This window comes from Flavobacterium sp., from assembly GCF_965277525.1.
Taxonomy (GTDB): Bacteria; Bacteroidota; Bacteroidia; order Flavobacteriales; family Flavobacteriaceae; genus Flavobacterium.
The window spans coordinates 1,113,718-1,137,251 of record NZ_CBDIDC010000005.1; the positions used below are offsets into that span (position 1 = coordinate 1,113,718).

General features: G+C 34.2%; 23 protein-coding genes. 10 read left to right on the top strand and 13 right to left on the bottom strand.

Annotated features, from left to right (window positions below):
• The first annotated feature begins 11 nt into the window (after nucleotides 1-11).
• Nucleotides 12-980, top strand: coding sequence for a DUF4837 family protein (locus ACQY44_RS13135; protein ID WP_428230787.1), 969 nt, complete (start codon nucleotides 12-14; stop codon nucleotides 978-980).
• Between the two features lie 64 nt (nucleotides 981-1,044).
• Nucleotides 1,045-1,491 carry a GNAT family N-acetyltransferase gene (locus tag ACQY44_RS13140; RefSeq protein WP_428230788.1) on the top strand — a complete coding sequence of 149 codons (447 nt, stop codon included), beginning with the start codon at nucleotides 1,045-1,047 and terminating at the stop codon, nucleotides 1,489-1,491.
• A gap of 53 nt (nucleotides 1,492-1,544) precedes the next feature.
• Here the strand turns inward: ACQY44_RS13140 and ACQY44_RS13145 are convergent, their stop codons facing one another.
• The gene (locus ACQY44_RS13145; protein WP_428230789.1) at nucleotides 1,545-1,820 is read right to left on the bottom strand and encodes a helix-turn-helix transcriptional regulator; all 276 of its coding nucleotides are present in this window, start codon (nucleotides 1,818-1,820) and stop codon (nucleotides 1,545-1,547) included.
• A 214-nt stretch (nucleotides 1,821-2,034) separates the two neighbouring features.
• Here ACQY44_RS13145 and ACQY44_RS13150 point away from each other — a divergent pair, with 214 nt between their 5' ends.
• The gene (locus ACQY44_RS13150) at nucleotides 2,035-2,520 is read left to right on the top strand and encodes a hypothetical protein (RefSeq protein ID WP_428230790.1); all 486 of its coding nucleotides are present in this window, start codon (nucleotides 2,035-2,037) and stop codon (nucleotides 2,518-2,520) included.
• Between the two features lie 144 nt (nucleotides 2,521-2,664).
• Here ACQY44_RS13150 and ACQY44_RS13155 read toward each other — a convergent pair whose 3' ends face one another.
• The 4 genes from ACQY44_RS13155 to rnpA all read right to left on the bottom strand — a co-directional run bounded on the left by ACQY44_RS13155 (nucleotide 2,665) and on the right by rnpA (nucleotide 6,428).
• The gene (locus ACQY44_RS13155) at nucleotides 2,665-3,468 is read right to left on the bottom strand and encodes an OmpA family protein (protein WP_428230791.1); all 804 of its coding nucleotides are present in this window, start codon (nucleotides 3,466-3,468) and stop codon (nucleotides 2,665-2,667) included.
• Between the two features lie 3 nt (nucleotides 3,469-3,471).
• Nucleotides 3,472-5,109: a S41 family peptidase gene (locus ACQY44_RS13160; protein WP_428230792.1), complete on the bottom strand. Its 1,638-nt coding sequence runs from the start codon at nucleotides 5,107-5,109 to the stop codon at nucleotides 3,472-3,474.
• Nucleotides 5,110-5,111: 2 nt separating this feature from the next.
• Complete coding sequence (locus ACQY44_RS13165; RefSeq protein ID WP_428230793.1) at nucleotides 5,112-5,942, bottom strand: DUF4349 domain-containing protein; 831 nt, start codon at nucleotides 5,940-5,942, stop codon at nucleotides 5,112-5,114.
• Between the two features lie 81 nt (nucleotides 5,943-6,023).
• A complete protein-coding gene (rnpA, locus tag ACQY44_RS13170; RefSeq protein WP_428230794.1) occupies nucleotides 6,024-6,428 on the bottom strand; it encodes a ribonuclease P protein component in 405 nt (134 codons plus the stop codon).
• 326 nt (nucleotides 6,429-6,754) lie between these two features.
• On the opposite strand from rnpA, the gene ACQY44_RS13175 reads away from it, so the two are divergent.
• The 3 genes from ACQY44_RS13175 (at nucleotide 6,755) to ACQY44_RS13185 (ending at nucleotide 9,416) form a co-directional block, all read left to right on the top strand.
• Nucleotides 6,755-7,495: a lysophospholipid acyltransferase family protein gene (locus ACQY44_RS13175; protein ID WP_428230795.1), complete on the top strand. Its 741-nt coding sequence runs from the start codon at nucleotides 6,755-6,757 to the stop codon at nucleotides 7,493-7,495.
• A gap of 54 nt (nucleotides 7,496-7,549) precedes the next feature.
• On the top strand, nucleotides 7,550-8,542 hold the full coding sequence (locus tag ACQY44_RS13180) for an acyl-ACP desaturase (protein ID WP_428230796.1): 993 nt from the start codon (nucleotides 7,550-7,552) through the stop codon (nucleotides 8,540-8,542).
• 220 nt (nucleotides 8,543-8,762) lie between these two features.
• The gene (locus ACQY44_RS13185) at nucleotides 8,763-9,416 is read left to right on the top strand and encodes an HD domain-containing protein (RefSeq protein ID WP_428230797.1); all 654 of its coding nucleotides are present in this window, start codon (nucleotides 8,763-8,765) and stop codon (nucleotides 9,414-9,416) included.
• Between the two features lie 582 nt (nucleotides 9,417-9,998).
• Here the strand turns inward: ACQY44_RS13185 and ACQY44_RS13190 are convergent.
• The 5 genes from ACQY44_RS13190 to ACQY44_RS13210 all read right to left on the bottom strand — a co-directional run bounded on the left by ACQY44_RS13190 (nucleotide 9,999) and on the right by ACQY44_RS13210 (nucleotide 14,349).
• Entirely contained in the window at nucleotides 9,999-10,121 is a 123-nt protein-coding gene (locus ACQY44_RS13190) for a FeoB-associated Cys-rich membrane protein (RefSeq protein WP_428230798.1), read from the bottom strand.
• A 6-nt stretch (nucleotides 10,122-10,127) separates the two neighbouring features.
• Entirely contained in the window at nucleotides 10,128-12,227 is a 2,100-nt protein-coding gene (feoB, locus tag ACQY44_RS13195) for a ferrous iron transport protein B (RefSeq protein ID WP_428230799.1), read from the bottom strand.
• Nucleotides 12,227-12,466, bottom strand: coding sequence for a FeoA family protein (locus tag ACQY44_RS13200; RefSeq protein WP_264525774.1), 240 nt, complete (start codon nucleotides 12,464-12,466; stop codon nucleotides 12,227-12,229). Before ACQY44_RS13200 ends, feoB begins: the two co-directional genes overlap by 1 nt.
• A gap of 104 nt (nucleotides 12,467-12,570) precedes the next feature.
• Complete coding sequence (locus ACQY44_RS13205; protein WP_428230800.1) at nucleotides 12,571-13,236, bottom strand: SCO family protein; 666 nt, start codon at nucleotides 13,234-13,236, stop codon at nucleotides 12,571-12,573.
• 189 nt (nucleotides 13,237-13,425) lie between these two features.
• Nucleotides 13,426-14,349, bottom strand: a complete 924-nt coding sequence (locus ACQY44_RS13210; RefSeq protein WP_428230801.1) for a DMT family transporter — start codon at nucleotides 14,347-14,349, stop codon at nucleotides 13,426-13,428.
• Nucleotides 14,350-14,553: 204 nt separating this feature from the next.
• On the opposite strand from ACQY44_RS13210, the gene ACQY44_RS13215 reads away from it, so the two are divergent.
• Together ACQY44_RS13215 and ACQY44_RS13220 are read left to right on the top strand one after the other, a co-directional pair.
• A complete protein-coding gene (locus ACQY44_RS13215) occupies nucleotides 14,554-16,614 on the top strand; it encodes a M13 family metallopeptidase (RefSeq protein WP_428230802.1) in 2,061 nt (686 codons plus the stop codon).
• A gap of 206 nt (nucleotides 16,615-16,820) precedes the next feature.
• On the top strand, nucleotides 16,821-18,881 hold the full coding sequence (locus ACQY44_RS13220; protein ID WP_428230803.1) for a M13 family metallopeptidase: 2,061 nt from the start codon (nucleotides 16,821-16,823) through the stop codon (nucleotides 18,879-18,881).
• A 53-nt stretch (nucleotides 18,882-18,934) separates the two neighbouring features.
• On the opposite strand, the gene ACQY44_RS13225 is transcribed toward ACQY44_RS13220, so the two are convergent.
• The 3 genes from ACQY44_RS13225 to hemB form a co-directional block, all read right to left on the bottom strand.
• Nucleotides 18,935-19,384, bottom strand: a complete 450-nt coding sequence (locus tag ACQY44_RS13225; RefSeq protein ID WP_428230804.1) for a GyrI-like domain-containing protein — start codon at nucleotides 19,382-19,384, stop codon at nucleotides 18,935-18,937.
• 74 nt (nucleotides 19,385-19,458) lie between these two features.
• Nucleotides 19,459-19,860, bottom strand: a complete 402-nt coding sequence (locus tag ACQY44_RS13230) for a c-type cytochrome (RefSeq protein ID WP_428230805.1) — start codon at nucleotides 19,858-19,860, stop codon at nucleotides 19,459-19,461.
• A 2-nt stretch (nucleotides 19,861-19,862) separates the two neighbouring features.
• The gene (gene hemB / locus ACQY44_RS13235) at nucleotides 19,863-20,855 is read right to left on the bottom strand and encodes a porphobilinogen synthase (RefSeq protein WP_428230806.1); all 993 of its coding nucleotides are present in this window, start codon (nucleotides 20,853-20,855) and stop codon (nucleotides 19,863-19,865) included.
• A 235-nt stretch (nucleotides 20,856-21,090) separates the two neighbouring features.
• Here hemB and ACQY44_RS13240 point away from each other — a divergent pair, with 235 nt between their 5' ends.
• A complete protein-coding gene (locus tag ACQY44_RS13240) occupies nucleotides 21,091-21,723 on the top strand; it encodes a hypothetical protein (RefSeq protein ID WP_428230807.1) in 633 nt (210 codons plus the stop codon).
• Between the two features lie 3 nt (nucleotides 21,724-21,726).
• Nucleotides 21,727-23,517, top strand: coding sequence for a hypothetical protein (locus ACQY44_RS13245; protein WP_428230808.1), 1,791 nt, complete (start codon nucleotides 21,727-21,729; stop codon nucleotides 23,515-23,517).
• Nucleotides 23,518-23,534: the final 17 nt, after the last annotated feature.

A 23,534-nucleotide genomic window follows, 5' to 3' on the forward strand; every position in this document is an offset into this window, starting at 1 on the left:
AAATTAAGAAAATGAATAAAACCCATTTTTTATTGCTACTAATTCCGTTGCTGTTGGGTTCCTGTTTCAGGAACGAAAAACAGCCTCAGCCAGTATCTGGCAAAACCAATTCGATTTCTATTATTATAGACGATCAGTTGTGGTATGGTGAAGTAGGCGATAGTATCCGAAATAAATTTGCCTCGCCAGTTTTAGGCCTCACTCAGGAGGAACCTTTATTTACCATCAATCAATATCCTGCCCGTTTGCTCGAAGGTTTTGTAACCGATAGCCGTAGCATCATTGTTGTTAAAAAAGCCCCTATAGATAAATTTGAAATTATCCATAGTAAATCTTTACCCCACAATACATTTCGTATCTACGGAAAATCTGTCGATGATATTATTTGCAGTATCGAACTCAATTCGACGCAGATTATTAAAATGATTCGAGATGCGGAGATCCGTAAAGTACAGGAAGACAACAGCAAATCCCTATTGAATCCGGCTGTTATAAAAAACAAATTTCATATCGATTTGCAAATTCCAACAGGTTATGAATACATGTTGCACAAAAAGAATTTCATTTGGCTCAAGAAAGATATCATAAGTGGTAATACAAGTCTGCTGATTTATCAAATTCCGATTCGTAATTTCGAAAAAAGTTCAGATGTCGTTGGTAATATTATTAAAATGCGTGATTCTGTCGGAAGTTACATCAAGGGTCGTGAACCCAATACCCGAATGATTACTGGTGAAGCCTACGCACCCTATTTTTCAACTATAACTTTAGACGGAAAGAAAGCTTTTGAAACCAAAGGAACCTGGGAACTAAAAAATGATTTTATGTCAGGCCCTTTTATTAATTATGCTATAGTAGACCCTACCTACAATCGTATTCTGGTTATTGAAGGATTTTGTTATTCGCCTTCCAATCAGGAAAGAGATTTAATGTTCGATTTAGAAGCGATTATAAAATCAGTTAAAATTGATAAAAGATAGTTTTATAAATGTTTTGTAGCATTTTAAAATAGAAAATAAACAATTAGAATAAAATAAGTACAGAATGGAATTAAAATGGAAAATAAAGCCGTTTGAGGCATTAACGGTTCATGAGTTATATGATTTGCTCCAACTGAGAAGTGAAGTGTTTGTAGTCGAGCAAAACTGCGTTTATTTGGACCTTGATGGCAAAGACAAGAAAGGATTACACCTCATTGGTGAATATGATGGTAAAACAGTCGCTTATGCCCGTATGTTTGATGCCGGAATTAGTTTTGATAACGCTTCAATTGGAAGAGTGGTTGTTGCTACTCATTATCGCGACAGAAAATGGGGACATGACTTAATACGTGAAGCCATTGCCGGAATAAAATCGAACTTCAATAAAGATAAAATAACCATAGGTGCACAGTTGTATTTAAAGAAATTCTACGAAAGCCACGGATTCGTTCAAACAAGCGAAATGTATCTTGAAGATGATATTCCACATATTGAGATGGTTAGGGAATAGTTAGAGATTTTTTAATTTTCTTAATTGTTCCTTTAATTTTTTATTTTCTTTTTTCAGGAGCTCATATGCTCCATAACAAAATCAGGGATGTTAAAATAAATCATGTTTATTTCATCCCTTTTTTCTTTCGTTACCTCGTCGGGTTCATAAATAGTTTCCTTATCTACACTTAATTCTTTAGCAATCTTTTGCCATTCAACTTCTGTTATGTTAGTACGTCCGCTTTCTCTTCTACTGTAGTTAGATTGAGACATCCCAATTAAATCTGCCAACTCTTCTTGTGAAAATCCTTTCGATAGTCTTGCTTGTATAAGTTTAGTCTTGTCCATGTTTATGTTTTTTCTAAATGAATTGTTTTAATAGCACATGACTAACTTTTAAGTACTCTCGTCTAGTTTAACAAATGTATTTTATTTTTTGTAAGACAATAATAATTTTTAATTAAATTATACATGTAAATTCGTATAAAAAAGCATAATGCTTTAATTGCTTATAATGTATGTTTGTAGAATATATTTTATTTTTTGTTTCATAAAAATTAAGTTGAAGTGGTTATTATTAAACAAAATTGTTAGATGCAGGATATCAGAAAGTATAATACGGGAAAGAGTCAAATCATTAGAAACAAAAAATGGTGACAGTAATCAAATAGAAATTAATGAATTGGTCAATGATTATAAAAATATACCAGTAAGCAGAATAAAATATAAGAACAGTATAGAATTCAACAACTGGTTGAGTTATAATGAGAATTTAAGTTATGAAAGTCTTAGAAAATTTAAAAAACCAATATTAATTGTATACGGCACAGCTGATATTGGATCGATCCACAATGATTTGATACCTTTTTTATTGCCTGAAAGTAATGTCAACATTAAAGCATATACTAATTACGGACATAATTATGAAAAGAAAGAGTTTGATATTGAAGGCAAACCAAAAGAAGACTCATATCACTGGGATGAGGTTTTCAAAGATGTGATAAATTGGTTATGGAGATCATTCGATACCAAAATCTTTTTTAATTGATAATCAGGGAATTTTAAGACGGCTTGGCGAACCTTGGATGCTAAATGATATTGTGATAAATAAATTTCTAGTTGGAAAATAAATTTCAGAATCGGATAATGAGACTTCCAACAAACCTTCTATGCCAACCATTCAATAAAAAATCTAAATTTTAGTAATCAAAAATTCGACACGACGATCTAATCTATCCCCTTTACCCAGCGGATATTTATTGCCACAGCCCTGATACGTCATTCGGTTTTTAGAGATTTTTTTAGAACTCAGATAATAAAAAACGGTTTTGGCACGGTTCCAGGAAAGCCTTCTTTCTTTGGTATCCCTGTCAATTCCGTCGCTATAGATTTCAGGAGTACAGCATACATGGCCCCTAATTTCGAACTGTATGTTTCTTTGATTTTCTAAAATAACAGCAATCTTATCCAGTTCTTTTTTAGAGGTAGAAGTAAGTTTGGCACTTCCGATATTAAAAAGAATATTGTCTAAGAGGATTTTATCACCAACTTTTATTTTATCTCCAAACGAATTGTGAATTCCCTTGCCAAAGCTGTTTTTCTTAACCACAATCAAATCTACCCGCCGATTTCTCGAACGGGTTTCGTGTAGGTTTTCGACAGTATCTGCGCGAACGACAATACGTCCTTTTCCTTCGAGAATAACAATCTTACTTTGATTAAATCCTGCCGATACCAATAAGTTTTGAATCGTATTGGCACGATTATTTGACAAACGAAAATTGTATTCGTCATTTCCACGATCATCGCAATAGCCATAGATTTGTATAGACTCTACTTTTGAGCTGTCGATGTTTTTAATAAAGCGCGTTACAACTTCGGTTTGTTTTGGTGTAAGATCGAATTTGTCAAATTCAAAATAAATAGTTTCAATGGGTTTTTGCTGTGCCGATAAATTGTAAATAATAAACAGAAATAAGGCGCTACAAATTTTCATTTTTTACATTTTTAAAATCGTTTTGTACTCAGTTTGATTATTTAAAACGCTTACCGCTTTTTTAATTTCTGAATTGTTTTTAATGTAATATTGATATAATCCTTCCTGATATTGATATCTTTTGATTAATTCTTCCTGAATCAGGTTTCTAATCTCTTTTTGATTTTTATCTAATAAAGTAGTTTCGCTTTTTTCCAGTGCAGCCAATAATTGTTGGTATTCCGGAGCGATTGTCTCGTCAATTTTTTCATTTTTGGCAGCAGCCAAAGTATTTTTCAAAGCAATTTCAGTTTCAGTATCAAAACTAATTTTATTGGCCTTTAAGTACTGCTTGAAGCTTGTGTAATCTGCATCTGAAATTGTCGGGATTTTATCTCCTAAATTCGGATTCTTATAGTAATATGTTGTTGCATAGTCAAAGATTCCATCATTTTTTAATAACGCAGTCGTAATGGGACTCGTTTTAGCATCGTCTAATTCGATATCCGGTAAGACACCTCCACCATCATAAACTGTTCTTCCTTTTCTGGTTTTAAAAGCATTAAAGTTTTTAGCATCCGTTTTTTGAGCCACACCGTTTTTGTCTTTATGTGCATAATCTAATGCCTGAATACAACGACCGGAGGGGGTGTAATAACGAGAAATCGTAACTTTTAGTTGCGTTCCGTACGTCAGATCAACAGAACGTTGTACTAAACCTTTTCCAAAACTACGGCTTCCTAAAATCACTGCACGATCTAAATCCTGCAAAGCTCCCGAAACAATTTCAGAGGCAGATGCACTTCGGCCATTGACCAAAATAGCTAACGGAATTTCAGTATCTACGGGTTCTTTGGTCGTTTTGTAGGTATTGTTGTGTTTCTCGATTCTTGATTTTGTAGTTACAATTACTTCATTCTTCGGAACAAACAAATTACAGATATCGATGGCTTCATTTAGCAAACCACCGGGATTTCCTCTCAAATCAAGCACGATTTGTGTCGCTCCATCGGCTTTTAGTTTTTCAAGTGCGTCTTTTACTTCATTAGAGGCTTTTCGGCTAAAATGTGCCAAAACAATATAACCCGTTTTATCATCGATTTTCCCATAGAACGGAACCGATTTGATATCCACTTCATCCAAAACCAATTCAGTAGAATAAGTTTTCCCCTGACGAAGGTATTTGATCTGAATTTTAGTGTTTTTTGTTCCCTTTAATAATTGCGAAGCATCATCTTTAAAATCAGCAATCAAAACATCACCAATCTGAATGATTTCGTCACCCGCTTTCAGTCCGGCTTTATCAGCAGGATAATTTTTATAAGGTTCGCGAACAATTAAACGGTCTTTTTTTCTGGATATCAAAGCGCCAATTCCGGTATATTCTCCCGTATTGTTGATCTTGAAATTTACAACATCCTGTTCATTAAAGTATACGGTATACGGATCTAAACTTCCCAACATGCTTTTAATGGCTTTATCCATCAAATCACCGGGATTGGTTTCGTCTACGTAATTCGTGTTAACGGCTTTGAATAAGGTGGTGAAGATTTCGATTTGTTTGGCTATTTCAAAAAAGTCGTCTTTGAAACTGGTTCCAATAAATAAAAATCCTGCCGCAACAGTGGGTATGATAAATTTCTTTTTGAAATAAGGATACATGATTATAATTTTTTTCTTTTAAATCTTTTTCTAATAAAATAGGCGAATACGCAAAATAATATAATAAATGGCCAAAGGCTAATAATGGATATTAAAAATTCTGAAAGACTAAAAAATCCGGATTGAATCGCTGTCCAGATTTTAGATCCGTACGAAGCCTTAATACCTTCTTTTTGAGCAATGGTTTTATAGAATTGAATTGTAATAGTACTTTCCGAAACACGATTTTCCAGATATTTCAATTGTCCTTCTTTCGCTTCAATTTCTTCACGAATGGCCGAAATTTGTTTTTCAATTTCAAGAATCTCACTTATTTTGGTTGCTTTTTGAAGAATTTGAAGATAACGTTCTTCAAGTTTTCGTTTCGTTTTTAGTCTTGTAGTTAAATCAATATATTGTTCTGTAACATCTTCTGCGGATATTTCCTTATTTTCAAAATAAGAAACACCTTTCGAAACAGAACTTATAAAATTGTCAAAATTCTGACTAGGAATCCTAACAGTTATATATCGGTAAATATTATTGTATTCTTTTCCTTCAGAATCGTTTTGAATTTTCCCGTTATTTTGTCTAATCGATATTTGAATCTGATTGTAAGTTTCTTTTAGGTCATTGGTTTCAAATCGAAGTGATGCTTGTTTAATTATTTTCTGTGGAATTTCAGGCGAATCCGTACTTTTATCTTGAGCATCAGATTCGTATTTACCGGGCTTAGGCGGTGGTGGTGATTGTACTGTAACGGCAGAAATTGCCATATTTTGCTCCACCGGCTCAGATTTGCTACAACCTGAAAAACTCAAAAGAACAAAGAATAAAAAGAAAATATATTTCATATCTATTTCAAATTAAATCTAAAACTACAATTTTTTTATAATTCTTAGTCTAATTTGATCAATAAAGTTGTCATTGAAGGATTACAAATCAATTTTATCTTCAGTATCATTGACTTTGTTTACCTGCAGAAGAAATTTTTCGAACAACTGAATCGTCTTCGTATTGATTTCTTCGTATGATAATTTGTCTTTCGTCTGATAAAAAAACATCACAGAATAGGGCTCCTGAATAGTATCCAAAAGTAAATGTTTATTCAGTCGATACGTTTCTCGTAAAACACGTTTGAAATAATTACGATCAACCGCTTTTTTAAAATATTTCTTAGAAACTGAAACGCCCATCTTAATTTTTTCGTCTGAATCTTCTTCCGCTTGACGGTAGACCAAACGCAACGGATATTTAGAAACTGATTTTCCTTCAGAAAACAGTAATCCTATTGTCGTCTTGCTCTTTAAGCGTTCCTTTTTTGGGTATGTGAAATTCATTTAATTCAGAAAAAATTGCAATTTATGGGACAAAGGTACAATTGTATTGCAAAAAGCAAACGATAATCTATGTTTATGTATAAAACAAGTAAAGGATTTATTGATATTAATGTGGTTTTTATAACTTAAACCTGATTTTCTATAAAGAATAAGGCTTGTGTCATGCGTATATTTGTAAAATTGAATATCTAAAGTCATTATAAAGCGTGTCAATTTGTACGATTTGTAATAGTTTTATTTTTGTAACTGACATATTTATTGGTAGTTATATAATTTTTATACAGCTAAAAATTTATTTATTACTTTTGGGCATTAATTTTTTAAGCATGCAAAAAATAATTTCCTATCCAATATCAGTAATCTACTATCTAGTTTTTAGTTTGTGTTTGCTTGTATTTCATCCAATACAATGGATTTGCCTAAATGTTTTTGGCTATCAGGCTCATAAAAAAAGTGTTGATTATTTGAATTTTTTCCTTTTAAGATGTACGAATCTTGTGGGAACAACCTATAAAATCGAAAATAGAGAAACCATTCCAACAGGAGTGCCAATTATTTTTGTTTGTAATCACCAAAGCATGTACGATATCATAGCAATGATTTGGTATTTTAGACGTTTTCATTGTAAATTTGTTAGTAAGAAAGAGTTAGGTAGCGGAATCCCAAGTGTATCGTATAACTTGAAACACGGAGGATCGGTGCTAATCGACCGTAAAGATCCTAAGCAAGCTATTCCGGCAATCAAAGGATTGTCTGAATATATTGAAAAATACAAAAGAGCTGCCGTAATTTTTCCTGAAGGAACACGCAGTAAGACAGGAAAACCTAAAGAATTTGCTCAAAATGGAGTGAAAATTCTATGCAAATATGCACCTTCTGCGTATGTCGTACCAGTGAGCATCAACAATTCATGGAAAATGGTAAAATATGGTTTTTTTCCTGTAGGTTTAGGAAATCGCCTTACCTTTACCGTTCATAAGGCTTTGGCCGTAAAAGACTATAATTTTGCTGATTTAATGGCGATGACAGAGAAGGCAGTTGTAGAAGGAGTAAACGAGTATAAATAGATTTTTGATTTCAGCAATTAAACTGAAACAGAAATCCCAAATCTAAAATAAGTAATGTCTATAAAAAACATTAGATTAGAAGTAATGCAGTTTTTGGAAAAAAACGTGGATAGCTTCGTTGAACAGTATTTAATTCCGGTGGAAAAAATTTGGCAGCCGTCAGACTTTTTACCTAATTCTGAAGGAGATAATTTCTTTGAGGAGGTAAAAGAGTTACGTGAAATTGCTAAAGAATTGCCATATGATTTCTGGGTAACGCTTGTAGGTGATACTATCACTGAGGAGGCTTTACCAACTTACGAATCATGGTTAATGGATGTAGAAGGTATAAATCAGATAGAAAATGGTGGAAATGGCTGGTCTAAATGGATCAGACAATGGACAGGAGAGGAAAACCGCCACGGTGATTTGTTAAATAAATACTTGTATTTGTCCGGTCGTGTGAACATGCGTGAAATCGAAATGACAACACAGCACCTGATCAACGACGGTTTTGATATTGGTACTGGATCTGACCCATACAAAAATTTTGTATATACTAGTTTCCAGGAATTAGCAACTTATGTTTCGCACAATAGAGTCGCTCAGATGGCGAAGAAATTTGGTGATAACAAGTTGTCTAAAATGTGTAAAATGATTGCAGGTGACGAAATGCGTCATCACCATGCTTATAGCGAATTTGTTACCCGTATTTTTGCAGTTGATCCTAGCGAAATGATGTTGGCGTTTCAATACATGATGAAACAAAAAATCGTTATGCCGGCACATTTCTTAAGAGAATCAGGTCAAAAGATCAGTTCTGCTTTCGAACAATTTTCTGATTCTGCACAACGTATTGGGGTTTACACCGCAAATGATTATGTAGATATCATGCAGAAATTAATGGATAAGTGGGAAATTGATAAAATGTCAGGTTTAACAGATGAAGCTGAAAAAGCACGTGATTATTTAATGAAATTACCAGGTCGTATGGCGAGAATCTCTGAGCGATTGGTAATTCCGCAAGAGTCACATATCTTTAAATGGGTAGAACCGGCTAGATTGTAAAAAATTTAGATTGCAGATTTCTGATTTTTATATTTAAAATTGATTTTTGCAATTGATATTGATATTTAAAATGTTGATTGTTAGAGTTCTAAAACTTTGGCAATCAACATTTTTTTTCAATCAACATTTAAGAATAAATTAAAAATAATCTGTTTAATCTGCCAAATCTGCGTGCTATTTCAATACTATAAATTATCACAGAAAAGCAAAAAATATAATTATGAATAATGCTGAATTAATAAACAAAACAATTGCTTTTGTAAAAGAAAAATTGAACGATGCCGAAGGAGGACATGACTGGTTTCATATCGAACGTGTGTATAAAAATGCCCTTTTAATTGCAAAAGATACCGATTGTGATTTGGTAGTGGTGCAATTGGGTGCTTTGCTGCATGATATTGCTGATAGTAAATTTCATAACGGAGATGAAACGATCGGACCTAAAACAGCGCGTTTGTTTTTAGAATCAGAAAATGTTGCAGAAGATACTATTCAGCATGTTGTCAATATCATCGAAAACATCTCTTATAAAGGCGGAAATTTCGAAAAAAAGTTCTCTTCTATAGAATTAGATATCGTTCAGGATGCGGATCGTTTAGATGCAATAGGGGCGATTGGAGTGGCAAGAGCGTTCAATTATGGAGGATTTAAAAACAGAACCCTTCATGATCCTGAAATTGCTCCGATAACCAATATGACAAAAGAGGAATATAAAAAGAATAATGCACCAACCATAAATCATTTTTACGAAAAGCTGTTACTCTTAAAAGATAAAATGAATACCGAAACCGGTAAACAAATCGCTGCCGAAAGACATCGTTTCATGGAAGTGTTCCTTGCTCAGTTTTATGCAGAGTGGGAAGGGATCAAATAGTTTACAGACTCACTATAGGTTTAATTACTTTAAAAAAAAGCAGCTTCAAATTTTGAAGCCGCTTTTTTTATGCGTTTTAGTTTTTAAATTCCGGTTTTAACAAACATAAAAACTGAAAATCAAAGATGGAGTTGTAAAGTTTACTAATCATAAATATATTTTGAAAAACAAATAATTATCCGGGTTTAGGAATTAGTCAATTTCATTTAAGAAAGTTTTGTTATTGCACAGCGCAGGTTTTATAACAAAACAGATACTACGGCGGTCGCACATAAAAAACCTAAAGCAAACCATAATAATCTTGCAACTCTGTTGTCTCTTACTATTTCTTCTTTGTCGAAATCTGTCATTTTTTGATCAATTAAAATTAAGCAAATTTAAGTTGGTCAAAATAGAAAACGGTCCAGAATATGTCTTTTTTACACTATAATAAGGTCATAAAAAGTCCAAAATTTCCATAGATTAATTTTATAACAATGAATTTACTTCATAACATTGTATTTATTTTGCTGAAATAAACCCGGATGAAACAAAGTTTTCGAAGAAGAAAAACGGTAGTTCCTCTGTAACTTAAATCCTTTTCTATGAGCATCCGCAATTCCCGTCACCGCAGTCTTTTTTCTTTTTAGATTTCCAAAGGAACTTTCTAATCAAAAAGCCAACGGCGATAAATAATATGACAAAGGCAATAATTTCTTGTATCATGATCGTTTATTTTAAAAGTTGATACGCAAAAAGCGCTACAAAATAGGCAAGGCCGCTCATTAAGACAAGCTGCATTGCAGGCCACTTCCAGGAGTTGGTTTCTTTTTTGGTGATGGCAAGCGTACTGGCACATTGCATGGCAAAAGCATAGAACAACAGTAAAGAAATTCCTGAAGCAAAATTGAAAATCTTCTGCCCCGTTTCCGGGTTTATTTCTTCCTGCATCTTACTTTTTATAGTCGCTTCGTTATCGCTGCTGCCCACGCTGTAAATGGTTGCAAGAGTACCTACAAAAACTTCACGCGCTGCAAACGAACTGATAATGGCAATCCCAATTTTCCAATCATATCCTAAAGGCGAAATAGCAGGTTCAATCGCTTTACCCATAATCCCGATGTAGGAGTTCTCTAATTTCTGAGAAGCCACTTCGTTTTCGAATGTTACTTCGTCTATTGGTTTGTCAGCAAATCTTTCTTTTACGATGTCTTCAGCATCGTTAAAATCTTTTCCGGGTCCGTAGGAAGCCAAAAACCATAAAATAACAGATATCGCTAAGATGATTTTACCTGCTCCAACAACGAATGCTTTTGTTTTTTCCACAACATTAATAGCAACGTTTTTGAAAAGAGGTAATTTATAACTTGGCATTTCAACAACGAAATACGTTTTAGCACTTATTTTTAATATTTTATTCAAGATATAAGCAGAAAGAATTGCAGTTCCAAAACCTAGTAAATACAATAACATTAAAGCTAATCCTTGTACATTTAGAAAGCCAAAAAGACGTTCTTCAGGTATTACCAACGAAATAATAATGGTATAAACCGGTAATCTGGCAGAACAAGTGGTAAATGGAGTGACCAGAATGGTAATCAAACGTTCTTTCCAGTTTTCGATGTTTCGTGTCGCCATAATTGCCGGAATGGCACAGGCTGTTCCTGAAATTAAAGGAACGACACTTTTTCCGGAAAGACCAAATTTACGCATGATTTTATCCATCAAAAACACAACACGACTCATATAACCGCTTTCTTCTAAAATTGAAATGAACAAAAACAGAAAGGCAATTTGAGGAATGAAAATAATAACACCACCAATTCCGGGTACAATTCCCTGTGAAAGTAAATCAGTTAGAATACCGCTTGGTAATTCTGCTGCAACCCAACTGCTTAAAGAAGCAAAAGTGCTGTCGATGAAATCCATCGGTATAGTTGACCAGCTGAAAATAGACTGGAAAATCAAAAACAATATGGCTAAGAAAATAACATAACCCCAGAACTTGTGCGTTAAAACACGATCCAGTTTTGCTCTAAAGTCTTTTGCCATCGAGGCATCTACTTTGAGACCTTCTTTCAAAATATCATTGATGAATTGGTAACGTTTTATTGTTTCTTTTTGCTGTAAACGTTTTAACTCAGAATGCGATTTGGTAAAAGTACTTCTGATTTCATTTCGTTCTAAATTTAAAAAGTTCACATCCTGAGTAATGACTAACCATAATTTATACAATAGTTGGTTAGGAAATGCTTTTTGTAAACTTTCAAAGTATTTTTCATCAATAACGGATGCATTCAGGCAAGGTTGATGTGGAATCGTTTTATAAGAAACAATTAATTCTTTTAGTTCCTCGATCCCATGACCTTTGCGAGAACTTACTAAAGCGATTTTGGTTTTTAGTTTTTCCTCTAAATACGGAATATCTAAAGTGATTCCTTTGCTTTCCATACGATCCGACATATTGATTACTAAAATTGTCGGTATTTCAAGGTCTTTTATCTGAGTGTAAATCAGTAAATTTCGTTTCAGGTTTTCAACATCTGTTACCACTACTGCAACATCCGGATATAATTTATCATTTTTGTTGAGTAAAAGTTCAATTACCACACTTTCATCCATAGAACTGGCGTTCAGACTATACGTACCGGGTAAATCCAGAATATTGGCTTTGATATTATGAGGCAGTTTACAAAACCCGATTTTTTTCTCAACTGTAATTCCGGGATAGTTTCCCACTTGTTGGTTTAGACCTGTAAGCTGATTGAAAACAGAGGTTTTTCCTGTATTTGGATTCCCAATAAGGGCAACATTGATATTTTGAATGCTCATTACAAATTGTTTTTGATTAGTTCAACTTCAATTTCACGAGCAGTTTCAACACGAATGGCTACATGTGAACCATTAATGTCTAAATATAATGGGTCTCCAAAAGGAGCAATTTGAAGCAATTCGACTAAGTTGCCCGGCAAGCAGCCCATTTCTAATAATTTTAGAGGAATAAGATCGATATCAAAATCTTTGATAATGGCTTTCTCGCCTTTTTTTAGAGTGTGGATAGTATTTTGCAAAGCTTATTTAGATTGAATTTAGATTGCAAAAGTAGGCAATTATTCTTTATTTCAAGGCATTTAACACTTTTGTAAATGCTAAATGTTTCTAAAAATAAGGGGTTTTACTCCTGACACAAGAAATTAATGTCTTCTAAAAGGCGTTTGATTTCTTCTTTGTTCGTTCCGTCATAAAAACCACGAACACGTCGTTTTTGATCTACCAAAACAAAATTCTCAGTATGCACCATATCATACAATTGATCAGGGCGACCTAATTTTACTGCCAAATAAGATTTTCTGGCCATGGTGTAGATTTCTTTTTTATCGCCGGTAACCAAATTCCATTTGCTATCAACAACATGATGCTTTATCGCATAAGCTTTTAAAACCGGAATACTGTCGACTTCCGGAAAAACAGTGTGCGAAAGTAACATTACCTTTGGATTGTTTAAAACAGCTTTTTGAACTTCTTCAAGATTCGTTGTCATCTTTGGGCAAATAGAGCCACACGTCGTAAAGAAAAAGTCAGCGACATAAATTTTTCCTTCGTAATTTTTTTGAGTAATTGTATCACCGTTTTGGTTTACAAACTTAAAATCAGCAATCGTATGGTATTTACTTTTGTATTGTATCGTACTGTCAACCAATTCAGGGTTTACATCAGCAGGATTGTAAATTGGCAATGTTTTTTGAGGCTTTAAAGCCGAATAAAATAAGGATATGGTTACAGCTGAAAATACAATGAGAACAATAAAAAATTTACGGTATTTGTACAGAAGAGATTTCATAAAAACAATTTGGCGCAAAAATACAAAAAGCACTTTTTAAAAAGCTAATTAACGATTGCTTTTAACAGGACAACAAATTGAGAAAAAGGTTTTTGCCACGAATTTCAGCAATTATCACGAATCAAATCGATCTAAATTTTAAGACAAAAGAATATTTGCGAAAATTCGTGGTGAAGATAAACGGTTAATTTACTTTTTAATTTTTCTAATAGATTTGTTCACCAGATACAATCCCATAAGAGTTACGACGGCACCAATTGCGATAGCCTGCGTAAGAGTTTCTCCAAATAATAACGATCCTAAAACCATTGCCACAATTGGATTAATGTAAACATAAATGCTGCTAATTTCTGTTGGAAGATGTTGCAACGTGTAAATAAAGGCAATGAATGTTAGTACAGATCCAACAACGACTAAATACCCAATGGACCACCAGGAAGCTGTTGGTATTTCGCTAAGAGGAATATTAATTCCTGTAGCTTCTGTAATTCCAAACAGAAAAATACTAGATAGCAACATTTGCAATCCTAAACTGAAATACGGATTAAAACTGGCGGCTTTTTTCTTCGTTTGTAAAATTCCAAAAGCCCATGTAACAGTAGAAGCAGTCATCAGAATAATTCCGAATTGAAATTCAGGTTTTAAAAAATCAGCGATATAATCAATAAAGATAATGCAAATACCCCCAAAGCTGATCAGAATTCCAAGTAAAGCCATTCTTGCCACTCTCTGACCATTAAAAAAGTTGATGATAATGATCCAAATTGGGAAGATAGCACTGATGATGGCACCCAATCCACTACTCATATATTTAACTCCCCAGGTACTTAAGCCGTTACTACAAGCAAAATTTAAAAATGCTAAAACCAAAATCGTACGCCATTGTTTGCCTTTTGGCCAGGGTTCTTTCTTTAGAAGAAAATAACCCACATAAAGAATTCCGGCCAAGAACTGACGAATATTCGCCAATTGCAAACCAGGCATGTGTTTTACACCTTCTTTTGAGGCCAGCCAGGTGGTGCCCCAGAAAAAGCTCACCCAACATAAGGCTAATATTGGTAAGCCAATAGTATTTATTTTTTCTGAAACCGCATGCTGTATTTTTGCTCTCACTTTTTATTTCAATTCTTTGTAACAAATATTCGAAAAACTATTCTAATAATCATGTGAAAACCGGTTATATATACATGAAAATATTCGATGGTATCTATTAAAATGTTTGGATAATGTACTTTTTTGCGATTATTTCAATAATTTTAACATAGCGTTCCAGATATTAAGAATACGTTTGTATAAAGACCGAAAACTTAAAAATAAATGAAAAAACAACTTAGCAGACCTTTGTTCTGCGCCTTTTTTATGACGATTTCATTTACAGCTGTCGAAGCTCAAAATGCAACCTCAAAAGAACCCGGTATTAATGTTTCCTACATGAATACTAAAATTAGCCCAAGTCAGGATTTTTTTCAATATGTAAACGGAACCTGGCTTAATCAAACTGAAATTCCAAGTGATCGTACGACATGGGGAAGTTTTAATGAATTGATCAAGAAAACAGATAAAGACGCCATGTCTATTCTGAAAGACGCCTCTAAAAATCCAAAATATAAATCGGATACCGATCAGGGGAAAGCGGTTAACTTATTTTCGACCATACTAGATACAGTAGGAAGAAATAAAGCAGGAATAAAACCTTTAGAGCCGTACTTCAAAAAAATTGACGCGATTAAAAACATAGCTGATCTTCAAAAATATTTGATTGAAGTGGAGCAAGAAGGTAGTGCCGGTTTTTTTGGAATATATATTGGAGCTGACGAAAAAAACAGTTCTAAAAATTCTGTAAGTCTTGGCGTAAGCCGATTGGGATTACCGGATAAAGATTATTATACAGCAGAGGATAAAGATTCTAAAGAAAAGCGTGCAAAATACCAGCTTCATGTAGCGAAAATGATGCAGTTTATTGGTGAATCTCCGGAGAAAGCAAAGCAAAGTGCCGCTGCGATTCTGGCTTTAGAAACAGAATTGTCAAAACCAAGATTAGATCGCGTTCAAAGTAGAGACAGTCGTTTGCAATATAACCCAATGACAGTTGCTGAACTTCAAAAAATAACGCCGGCAATTAAGTGGGATGCTTATTTTACAGGTATTGGCTTACCGAAGTTAGATACGGTAGTGGTAATGGAGCCTAAGTATATGAAAGCTTTGCAAACTGTTTTTACTGAAAACAAAGTAGGGCAGTGGAAAGAATATTTGAAATGGGATTTACTAAATACAGTTTCTACAAAATTATCAACCGATATTGAAACGGCCAGTTTTGATTTTTACAGTAAGACATTAAGAGGAGCTATCAAACAATTGCCACGTGAAGAAAAAGCTTTACTGGTTGTCAACACGACTATTGGTGAAGCACTTGGAAAATTATATGTAGAAAAAGTATTTCCTGCTGAAGCAAAAACCAAAGCAGTTGATATGATTCGTAATATTATTCTGGCCTACCAGAATCGTATTAATAATTTGACCTGGATGTCTGCAGCTACAAAAGTTAAAGCAATTGAAAAATTAAACAAAATTACCATAAAAGTCGGTTATCCTGATAAGTGGAAAGATTATTCTGCGCTTGAGATTAAAAGTGTAGCTGATGGAGGAAGTTATTTCGAGAATGCACGCAATCTGGCCAAATGGGAGTTCAAAAAAGGAATCGAAAAACGAAACAAACCGGTTGATAAAACAGAATGGGGAATGTCGCCACAAACTGTAAATGCATATTACAATCCATCGTATAACGAAATTGTATTTCCGGCGGCAATTTTGCAACCTCCTTTTTACAATTATCAAGCAGATGAAGCTGTAAATTACGGCGGAATCGGCGCTGTTATTGGTCATGAAATTTCTCATGGTTTTGATGATTCAGGAGCACGTTATAATGCTGAAGGAAATTTAGTAGACTGGTGGACCCCGGAAGATTTAAAACAATTTACTGCTCTTGGTAAGGCTTTAGCAGATCAATACAGTGCTTTGGAGCCTTTGCCGGGAATTCATGTAGACGGTAATTTTACTTTAGGAGAAAATATTGGTGACCTGGGTGGTATTAATGCAGCTTATGATGGATTGCAATTGTATTTAAAAGCACATGGAACCCCTGGATTAATTGATGGCTTTACTCCTGAACAACGTTTCTTTATTTCATGGGCAACTGTTTGGAGAACCAAAACCAGAGATGAAGCGATTAAAAATCAGGTAAAAACAGATCCGCACTCTCCGGGAATGTACAGAGCCTATGTTCCGCTTCAGAATGTTGATGCTTTTTATGATGCCTTTGGTATTAAAAAAGGAGATAAAATGTATGTTAGCCCGGAAAAACGAGTTAAAATCTGGTAATAAATACAACCATAAAACGGCGCTTAATCAGCGCCGTTTTTAGCTTACATTATTTACTGAATCAAAAACTATACTCTCTTACTCTTACAGGCATTTTTTGATCAGAATAGAGATCATCATTCTTGAATCAATTATTTGAAAAATTTAACACGCAGTTTGAAATAATTGCAATATGTTTGTGGATATACTAAAAACTATAAATTAAAATGATTAAACAACTAAGAAAACCTATGTTTTGTGTTGTTTCTGCAATGATTACCGTTACTGCAGTAAACGCTCAAAATGCAAAACCAAAAGAACCAGGTATTAATCTTGCCAATATGGATCTGAAAGTAAGTCCGGGTCAGGATTTTTTCCGTTATGTAAACGGAGCATGGTTAGACAAAACTGAAATCCCAAGTGACAGAAATTCATGGGGAAGTTTCAATGAATTACGTCAGAAGACAGATAATGATGCCCTTGCCATCTTAAAAGAAGCATCAAAAGATCCTAAGTACAAATCGAATACAGATCAGGGGAAAGCAATTGCTCTGTTTAATACGATTATGGATACTGTTGGACGTAATAAAAGAGGTATTACCCAACTTCAGCCTTATCTAAAGAAAATCGATGCCATTAAAAATGTAACTGATTTACAAAATTTCTTTATGGAGATGCAATCTCAGGGAGGTATTGGTTTCTTTGGTGTTTATGTTGGAGCTGATGCAAAAAACAGTAATAAAAACTCCGTTAACTTAAGCCCTGGTGGTTTAGGATTGTCGGACAAGGATTATTATAACTCTGATGATAAAGATTCTAAAGAAAAACGTGAAAAATATGAATTACACGTTGCCCGAATGATGCAATACCTTGGAGAGTCTCCTGCTAAAGCAAAAGAAAGTGCCAAACAAATCTTAGCTTTAGAAGTAGAACTGTCTGCACCAAGATTGGATCGTGTTGAGCGCAGAGATCGTAGAAAACAATACAACCCCACAGCAGTTGCGGACCTAAAAAAGAATACACCTTCGATTCAATGGGAGAAATATTTTGCCGGAATTGGAATGGCAAAATTAGATACTGTAAATGTAGCGCAGCCACGTTATATGATTGCTTTAGAAAAAACATTTTCTGAAAAGAAAGTAGAAGCCTGGAAAGAGTACCTAAAATGGTCTTTATTAAACAAGACGGCTTCAACTTTGACTACTGATATTGAAAATGCAAATTTCGATTTCTACGGAAAAACATTAACAGGAGCTTTGAAACAACGTCCCCGTGAAGAAGTAGCTTTGCAGGTAATTAACGGTGTAACCGGAGAAGCTTTGGGAAAATTATATGTAGAGAAATTATTTCCTGCTGAAGCAAAAGATAAAGCAAAGAAAATGATTGCTAATGTAATGTTAGCTTATGAAAACAGAATCAATGCATTGCCTTGGATGTCTGCAGAAACGAAAGCAAAAGCAATTGAAAAACTAAAGAAACTGACCGTTAAAATCGGATATCCTGATAAGTGGAAAGATTACTCTAAATTAGAGCTTAAAAATGTAAATGAAGGCGGAACTTATTTTGATAATTCTAAAAACATATCAAAATGGGCTTACGCAGAAAACCTGGCTAAACTAGGTAAACCAGTTGATAAAACAGAATGGGGAATGTCTCCACAAACGGTAAATGCTTATTTTAATCCATCTTATAACGAGATCGTTTTCCCGGCAGCAATTTTACAACCACCGTTCTATAATTACCAGGCGGATGAAGCTGTAAATTATGGTGGAATAGGAGCTGTAATCGGTCACGAGATTTCGCATGGATTTGATGATTCAGGAGCACGGTACAACGCAGACGGAAATCTTGTGGATTGGTGGACAGCTGAGGATCTAAAACAATTTACAGCTCTTGGGGCTGCTCTTGCAGCACAATACAGTGCTTTGGAGCCTTTGCCTGGAATTCATGTAGATGGTAAATTTACTTTAGGAGAGAACATTGGAGATTTAGGTGGAATAAACGCTGCTTACGACGGGTTACAATTGTATTTAAAAGCCAATGGAAATCCGGGATTAATTGATGGATTTACACCGGAACAACGTTTCTTTATTTCATGGGCTACTGTCTGGAGAACAAAATCAAGAGATGAGGCAATTAAGAGTCAGGTTAAAACTGATCCGCATTCACCTGGAATGTACAGAGCAGTTGTGCCAATTCAGAACGTAGATGCTTTTTACCAAGCTTTCGGAATCAAAAAAGGAGATGCAATGTATGTTGAACCTGATAAGAGAGTTAAAATCTGGTAAGATCAAACCATAAAAAACGGCGCTAATTTTAGCGCCGTTTTTGTTTCTATATCTTATTGAATTGCAATGTAAATAGCAACTTCTGCATTTTCCGGGTTTTGAGTCTTGGCTCCATAAACTTCGAAATCTGCTGTAAAACTTCGATCTAAATCGGAGTTCCAAATTTCCAGCCATTTATTATAAACAATGCCTTCTGCTAAATTTCCTTTGGCAATAAGCTCTTCATAATCTGCTGATTCAATTGTTTTTCCTACCATATTTTCAGGTATAAAATCCAGACTTTCTACTTTACATCCCAAAATAGTGGTGTAAGGTTTTGTATGATCTTTTTCGTAATCAGTATAAATAGAAAAAATGTCTTCCGAAATTTTTCCTGGAATTTTCTGCTGAATTTCTTCGGTTATAAATTTTTTCCAAAGCGCAGGAATGTCTTCTCCGGATTGACCATTTTCGTTTGTAGTTCTTACCGAAATACCAATTACATCGAATTTTTGAATTATCATTTTTTACTTCATTTTTGTTGAGTTGTAAATGTAAAATGGTGCTATGACAACAGTATGTCAGCAGCAATTATAAATTACTTTAAATGACTGTAAATATAGCTTTCGATTGCTTTTAACTCCTCGTCCGACATGGCTTGGGTTACCGGAAAGTTGGTTTTCATTACCGAAAACTGATCGGGATCAACAATTGGGTCTGCATTTCCTTTTAGGAAAGTTACAATATCGCCTTTTTTGTCCTTGTATATTTTAGCAATTTCCTGAATACTCGGCCCAACCACTTTTTGATCTGCCTGATGACAGGAAATACAGTTTCCTTGTCCTTCAAAAATTTGTTTTCCTAAAGCCTCCGGAGTTTTGGCTTCCGCCGAATGTCCTTCAGAATAATTCTCCGTTGCATTTTCAACAGGATTTTCTACTGCTTCTTTTTTACATGAAGCCAAAGCTAAAACGGTGGATAAGAATAATACTTTTTTCATAATTATTTATTTAATAGTAAAGCAGCTTCTTTAGCAAAGTAAGTTGAGATAATACTGGCGCCTGCACGCTTAATGCAGTAAAGTTGCTCTATCATAATTTTGTCATGATCTAGCCAGCCTCTTTCGGCTGCGGCCTTTACCATAGCGTACTCACCAGATACCTGGTAAACTGCAACAGGTACATGAACGGCGTTTTTTACCTCGCGAACAATGTCTAAATAGGCAATTCCTGGTTTTACCATAACAATATCTGCACCTTCTTCGACGTCTAATAATGCTTCACGAATTCCTTCAATTCGGTTCGCATAATCCATTTGGTAGGTTTTTTTATCTTTTGGAATATTTTGAGAATCTACCGGAGCAGAATCCAAAGCATCACGAAAAGGGCCGTAAAATGCCGAAGCATATTTAGCGCTGTAACTCATGATTCCCACATTGTGATGTCCGTTTTCTTCTAATGCCTTTCTGATCGCCAGAACACGTCCGTCCATCATATCACTTGGCGCCACAAAATCAGCTCCGGCTTCAGCATGGCTCAAACTCATTCTGGTCAAAGCATCAACTGTAGCATCATTTATTAACTGACCGTTTTCAATAATTCCGTCATGACCATAAATAGAATATGGATCTAAAGCTACATCCGGCATTACAATCATTTCCGGAACAGCATCCTTGATGGCACGAATCGTTTGTTGCATTAAACCATCCTTGTTCCAGGCTTCAACACCTTTGTTATCTTTTAGACTGTCACTAACTTTTACATAAATATTCACCGCTTTGATTCCTAAATCCCAGGCTTCCTTAACTTCTTTGATGGTTTTGTCTAAGGAATGACGGTAGATTCCGGGCATTGAAGGGATAGCCACTTTTACATCTTTTCCTTCAGCTACAAACATTGGAAGCATAAAATCTTGCGGACTCAAACTTGTTTCACGAACTAAAGAACGAATAGATTCATTGGTTCTTAAACGGCGGTTTCTTTGTAATGGGAACATATCTGTTTTTTTATGAATTTTAAGAAGAATATCGGAATCAAAATTCCGTTGCAAAGTTAAAGAAAAATCAACAGAATAAGGCGATTAGACAATAGTAGAATCCGTTAATATTATCTAAAAATTTGATAATAATAAAATTAGAAGTAGCTTTGTGAATTCAGGAAAAATCTTATTTTTTTAATGATGAAAGGAGTTGACTATCCTTTAGTCTAAAAAAGCCAATTAAATTTACCCAATGAAGAAAATTCTCGCTTTATGCTGTTGTTTACTTTTAACAAGTTGTTTTGAAATAACAGAAAGAATCAAACACCACGACGATCAAAGTGGCGAATATACCCTGATGGTTGACTTTTCGAAATCCTGGTTTAAGACAAAATCGGCAATTTGGCTGGAAGAAGTCGATGGCGTAAAAATCCCTAACGAACAGGAAATCAACAAAAAACTGGAAGACTTCAAAGCAAAAGCTTTAAAAATTGACGGCATTACAAATGTGACAACAAAGACTGATTTTGAAAATTACGTTTTCATCATCAAACTCAATTATGCCAATGTAAAAGCACTGAATGCCGTTGTAAATGCAATAAACAATCAAAGTGATCAGATTCATTTTGCCAGTACTGCTAAAAATTTCGAAAGAATTGCTTCGTATCCAATTCCGGAAAAGCTGATAAAAGATCCTAAGAAAAAACAAGATCTGGAGGCAGCTAATATTATTGCCATTTATACTTTCGATAAAGATGTACAATCCGTGCAAAATCCCAACAGTATAATTTCACAAAACAAAAAGACCGTATTTTTAAAACAAAGCATGTACAGTGTGCTAAAAAAATCGGCATTAATGAACAATACAATCCAATTAATACCCTGATTTATGAAGAAGTTTTATACTTTCCTTTTATTATTCGCCATGTATTTGACTTTTGGTCAGACGAATCAAAAGCAATATGATTATTTTGTACAGTTTAACGGAAACCAGCTTTCTAAAAAAGTAAATATTGCAGATATATTGAATCATCCGCTTATCAGCAAATACAAAGACGGCAAATCCAATCTTGACCTGGCCCAATACACCGCCCTTTTTCAATTGGATCAAAAGTCAACCATTCACGGAAACTTCACAGATAGTATTCCTTATTATCAGATTACAATTCCAATAAAGAGCAAAGAAGCTGTTAAACAGTTTTTTATTCAGCAACATACAGATTCAGTTGAAGTTCCGGCAATTAAGGATTTTGGAAAATATGCTGTTTATACTAAAAAAAATCAAAAAATATCATTTGCCTGGAACGATAATTATCTGGTAATTGTTGAATTTACCAAAAAGTATGTCTCAGACAGATACAAGTGGGATAGTGCTGCAGTAGATTCTGTCTCAGTTGAAGAATCTTATGAAGAGCCTGTATCAGGTACAGTAGAACCCGTTAAAGAAACAATAGAAAATGATGACGCACAAGAAGTAGAAGAATATGCCAGAATGTCTAACGCTGAATATGAGAAAGCCAAAGCAGATTTTGATCATTTGCAGGCAGAACAACAAAGCCTTTTTATTAAATCCTTATTCGAAAATGATTTTATTGCCCCAAGTTCAGATAAAATAAATGCAACAGCAGATATTTCGTCATGGTTAAATTACAGTTCCGCGATGTCTACTTTAAATTCTTCCTATGGTACTTTATCTCAGTTGACCAGTTATAATAAGTTTTTACCCATTCAAAATAAGTTTGGGAAACTGGTAAAAGGAATCAATTTTGATTTTTATTTTGATAACGACAATGCACGTATCGAAGAAGTAATAGAATATTCCCAACCAATGGCAGCAATCGTCGAAAAAATGACGAATAGAAAAATAAATAAGTACATCTTTAATTATTTTCCGAATGAAAAACCGTTAGGATATATGTCTTATCATCTCAATAGTAAAGCGATTATTGAAAATTTTCCATCGCTAACAGCTGAATTATTTCAAAATCAGAAGCTCCTTAAAGAGGATATAACTCTTGTGACTGATTTGATTTCGACAATAATCGATGAAGAAGCCACAGCAACGCTTTTTGATGGTGATTTAAGTATGTTTTTCTACAACATGAAAGAAGTTGAGGTTATGACAAAATCATACGGTTATGACGAAAATTATGAAGAAACTGTAACTGAGCAAAAAACAAAAAAGAGTATTCCTTTATTTTCAGTCATTTTTACGTCAACACATCCTACATTTGGTGATAAACTGATCCAGTTAGGTGTTCGCAAAAAGATGTTAATTCAAAAAGGCGATTATTATCAAATAGCCGGAACAGAAGAATATGGTACTCTTTTTATTAAAAAAGACAAGGATGTCGTGGTTATAGCCAATACACTTGAATATTTTAATACCGGAAAAGGATCTTTTTCTAAAGACGCAAAAAATGCCTTAAAGAAAAATTATATCTTCGGAAAACTGAATCTTGCCGGATTAGCGAATGTTTATGCGAGTACTGGTGAAGCCAGGGAAAACCAATCGAATAAAATAAAAAAAATAACTCAGCAATTTAATGATGTTACCATCGAATCGCCTAAAAAGCTGAAGGATAATAAATTGATTTTCGGGTTTAAATTAAACGCTGGAAAATCAGATAAAAACATCATTTTACAAACCTTAGATTTAGCTGAAGAATTAAGTAAATAATCTGTAAAGGGTATAAA

Excerpts from the sequence above, each read along its gene's own strand:
- ACQY44_RS13245 (WP_428230808.1), top strand. The coding sequence starts at position 21,727 with ATGAAGAAGTTTTATACTTTCCTTTTATTATTCGCCATGTATTTGACT.
- ACQY44_RS13240 (WP_428230807.1), top strand. The coding sequence starts at position 21,091 with ATGAAGAAAATTCTCGCTTTATGCTGTTGTTTACTTTTAACAAGTTGT.
- ACQY44_RS13160 (WP_428230792.1), bottom strand. The coding sequence starts at position 5,109 with ATGTATCCTTATTTCAAAAAGAAATTTATCATACCCACTGTTGCGGCA.
- rnpA (WP_428230794.1), bottom strand. The coding sequence starts at position 6,428 with ATGAATTTCACATACCCAAAAAAGGAACGCTTAAAGAGCAAGACGACA.
- ACQY44_RS13165 (WP_428230793.1), bottom strand. The coding sequence starts at position 5,942 with ATGAAATATATTTTCTTTTTATTCTTTGTTCTTTTGAGTTTTTCAGGT.
- ACQY44_RS13220 (WP_428230803.1), top strand. The coding sequence starts at position 16,821 with ATGATTAAACAACTAAGAAAACCTATGTTTTGTGTTGTTTCTGCAATG.
- ACQY44_RS13190 (WP_428230798.1), bottom strand. The coding sequence starts at position 10,121 with ATGATACAAGAAATTATTGCCTTTGTCATATTATTTATCGCCGTTGGC.
- feoB (WP_428230799.1), bottom strand. The coding sequence starts at position 12,227 with ATGAGCATTCAAAATATCAATGTTGCCCTTATTGGGAATCCAAATACA.
- ACQY44_RS13145 (WP_428230789.1), bottom strand. The coding sequence starts at position 1,820 with ATGGACAAGACTAAACTTATACAAGCAAGACTATCGAAAGGATTTTCA.
- ACQY44_RS13225 (WP_428230804.1), bottom strand. The coding sequence starts at position 19,384 with ATGATAATTCAAAAATTCGATGTAATTGGTATTTCGGTAAGAACTACA.
- ACQY44_RS13140 (WP_428230788.1), top strand. The coding sequence starts at position 1,045 with ATGGAATTAAAATGGAAAATAAAGCCGTTTGAGGCATTAACGGTTCAT.
- ACQY44_RS13155 (WP_428230791.1), bottom strand. The coding sequence starts at position 3,468 with ATGAAAATTTGTAGCGCCTTATTTCTGTTTATTATTTACAATTTATCG.
- ACQY44_RS13135 (WP_428230787.1), top strand. The coding sequence starts at position 12 with ATGAATAAAACCCATTTTTTATTGCTACTAATTCCGTTGCTGTTGGGT.
- ACQY44_RS13185 (WP_428230797.1), top strand. The coding sequence starts at position 8,763 with ATGAATAATGCTGAATTAATAAACAAAACAATTGCTTTTGTAAAAGAA.
- ACQY44_RS13175 (WP_428230795.1), top strand. The coding sequence starts at position 6,755 with ATGCAAAAAATAATTTCCTATCCAATATCAGTAATCTACTATCTAGTT.
- hemB (WP_428230806.1), bottom strand. The coding sequence starts at position 20,855 with ATGTTCCCATTACAAAGAAACCGCCGTTTAAGAACCAATGAATCTATT.
- ACQY44_RS13215 (WP_428230802.1), top strand. The coding sequence starts at position 14,554 with ATGAAAAAACAACTTAGCAGACCTTTGTTCTGCGCCTTTTTTATGACG.
- ACQY44_RS13205 (WP_428230800.1), bottom strand. The coding sequence starts at position 13,236 with ATGAAATCTCTTCTGTACAAATACCGTAAATTTTTTATTGTTCTCATT.
- ACQY44_RS13180 (WP_428230796.1), top strand. The coding sequence starts at position 7,550 with ATGTCTATAAAAAACATTAGATTAGAAGTAATGCAGTTTTTGGAAAAA.
- ACQY44_RS13230 (WP_428230805.1), bottom strand. The coding sequence starts at position 19,860 with ATGAAAAAAGTATTATTCTTATCCACCGTTTTAGCTTTGGCTTCATGT.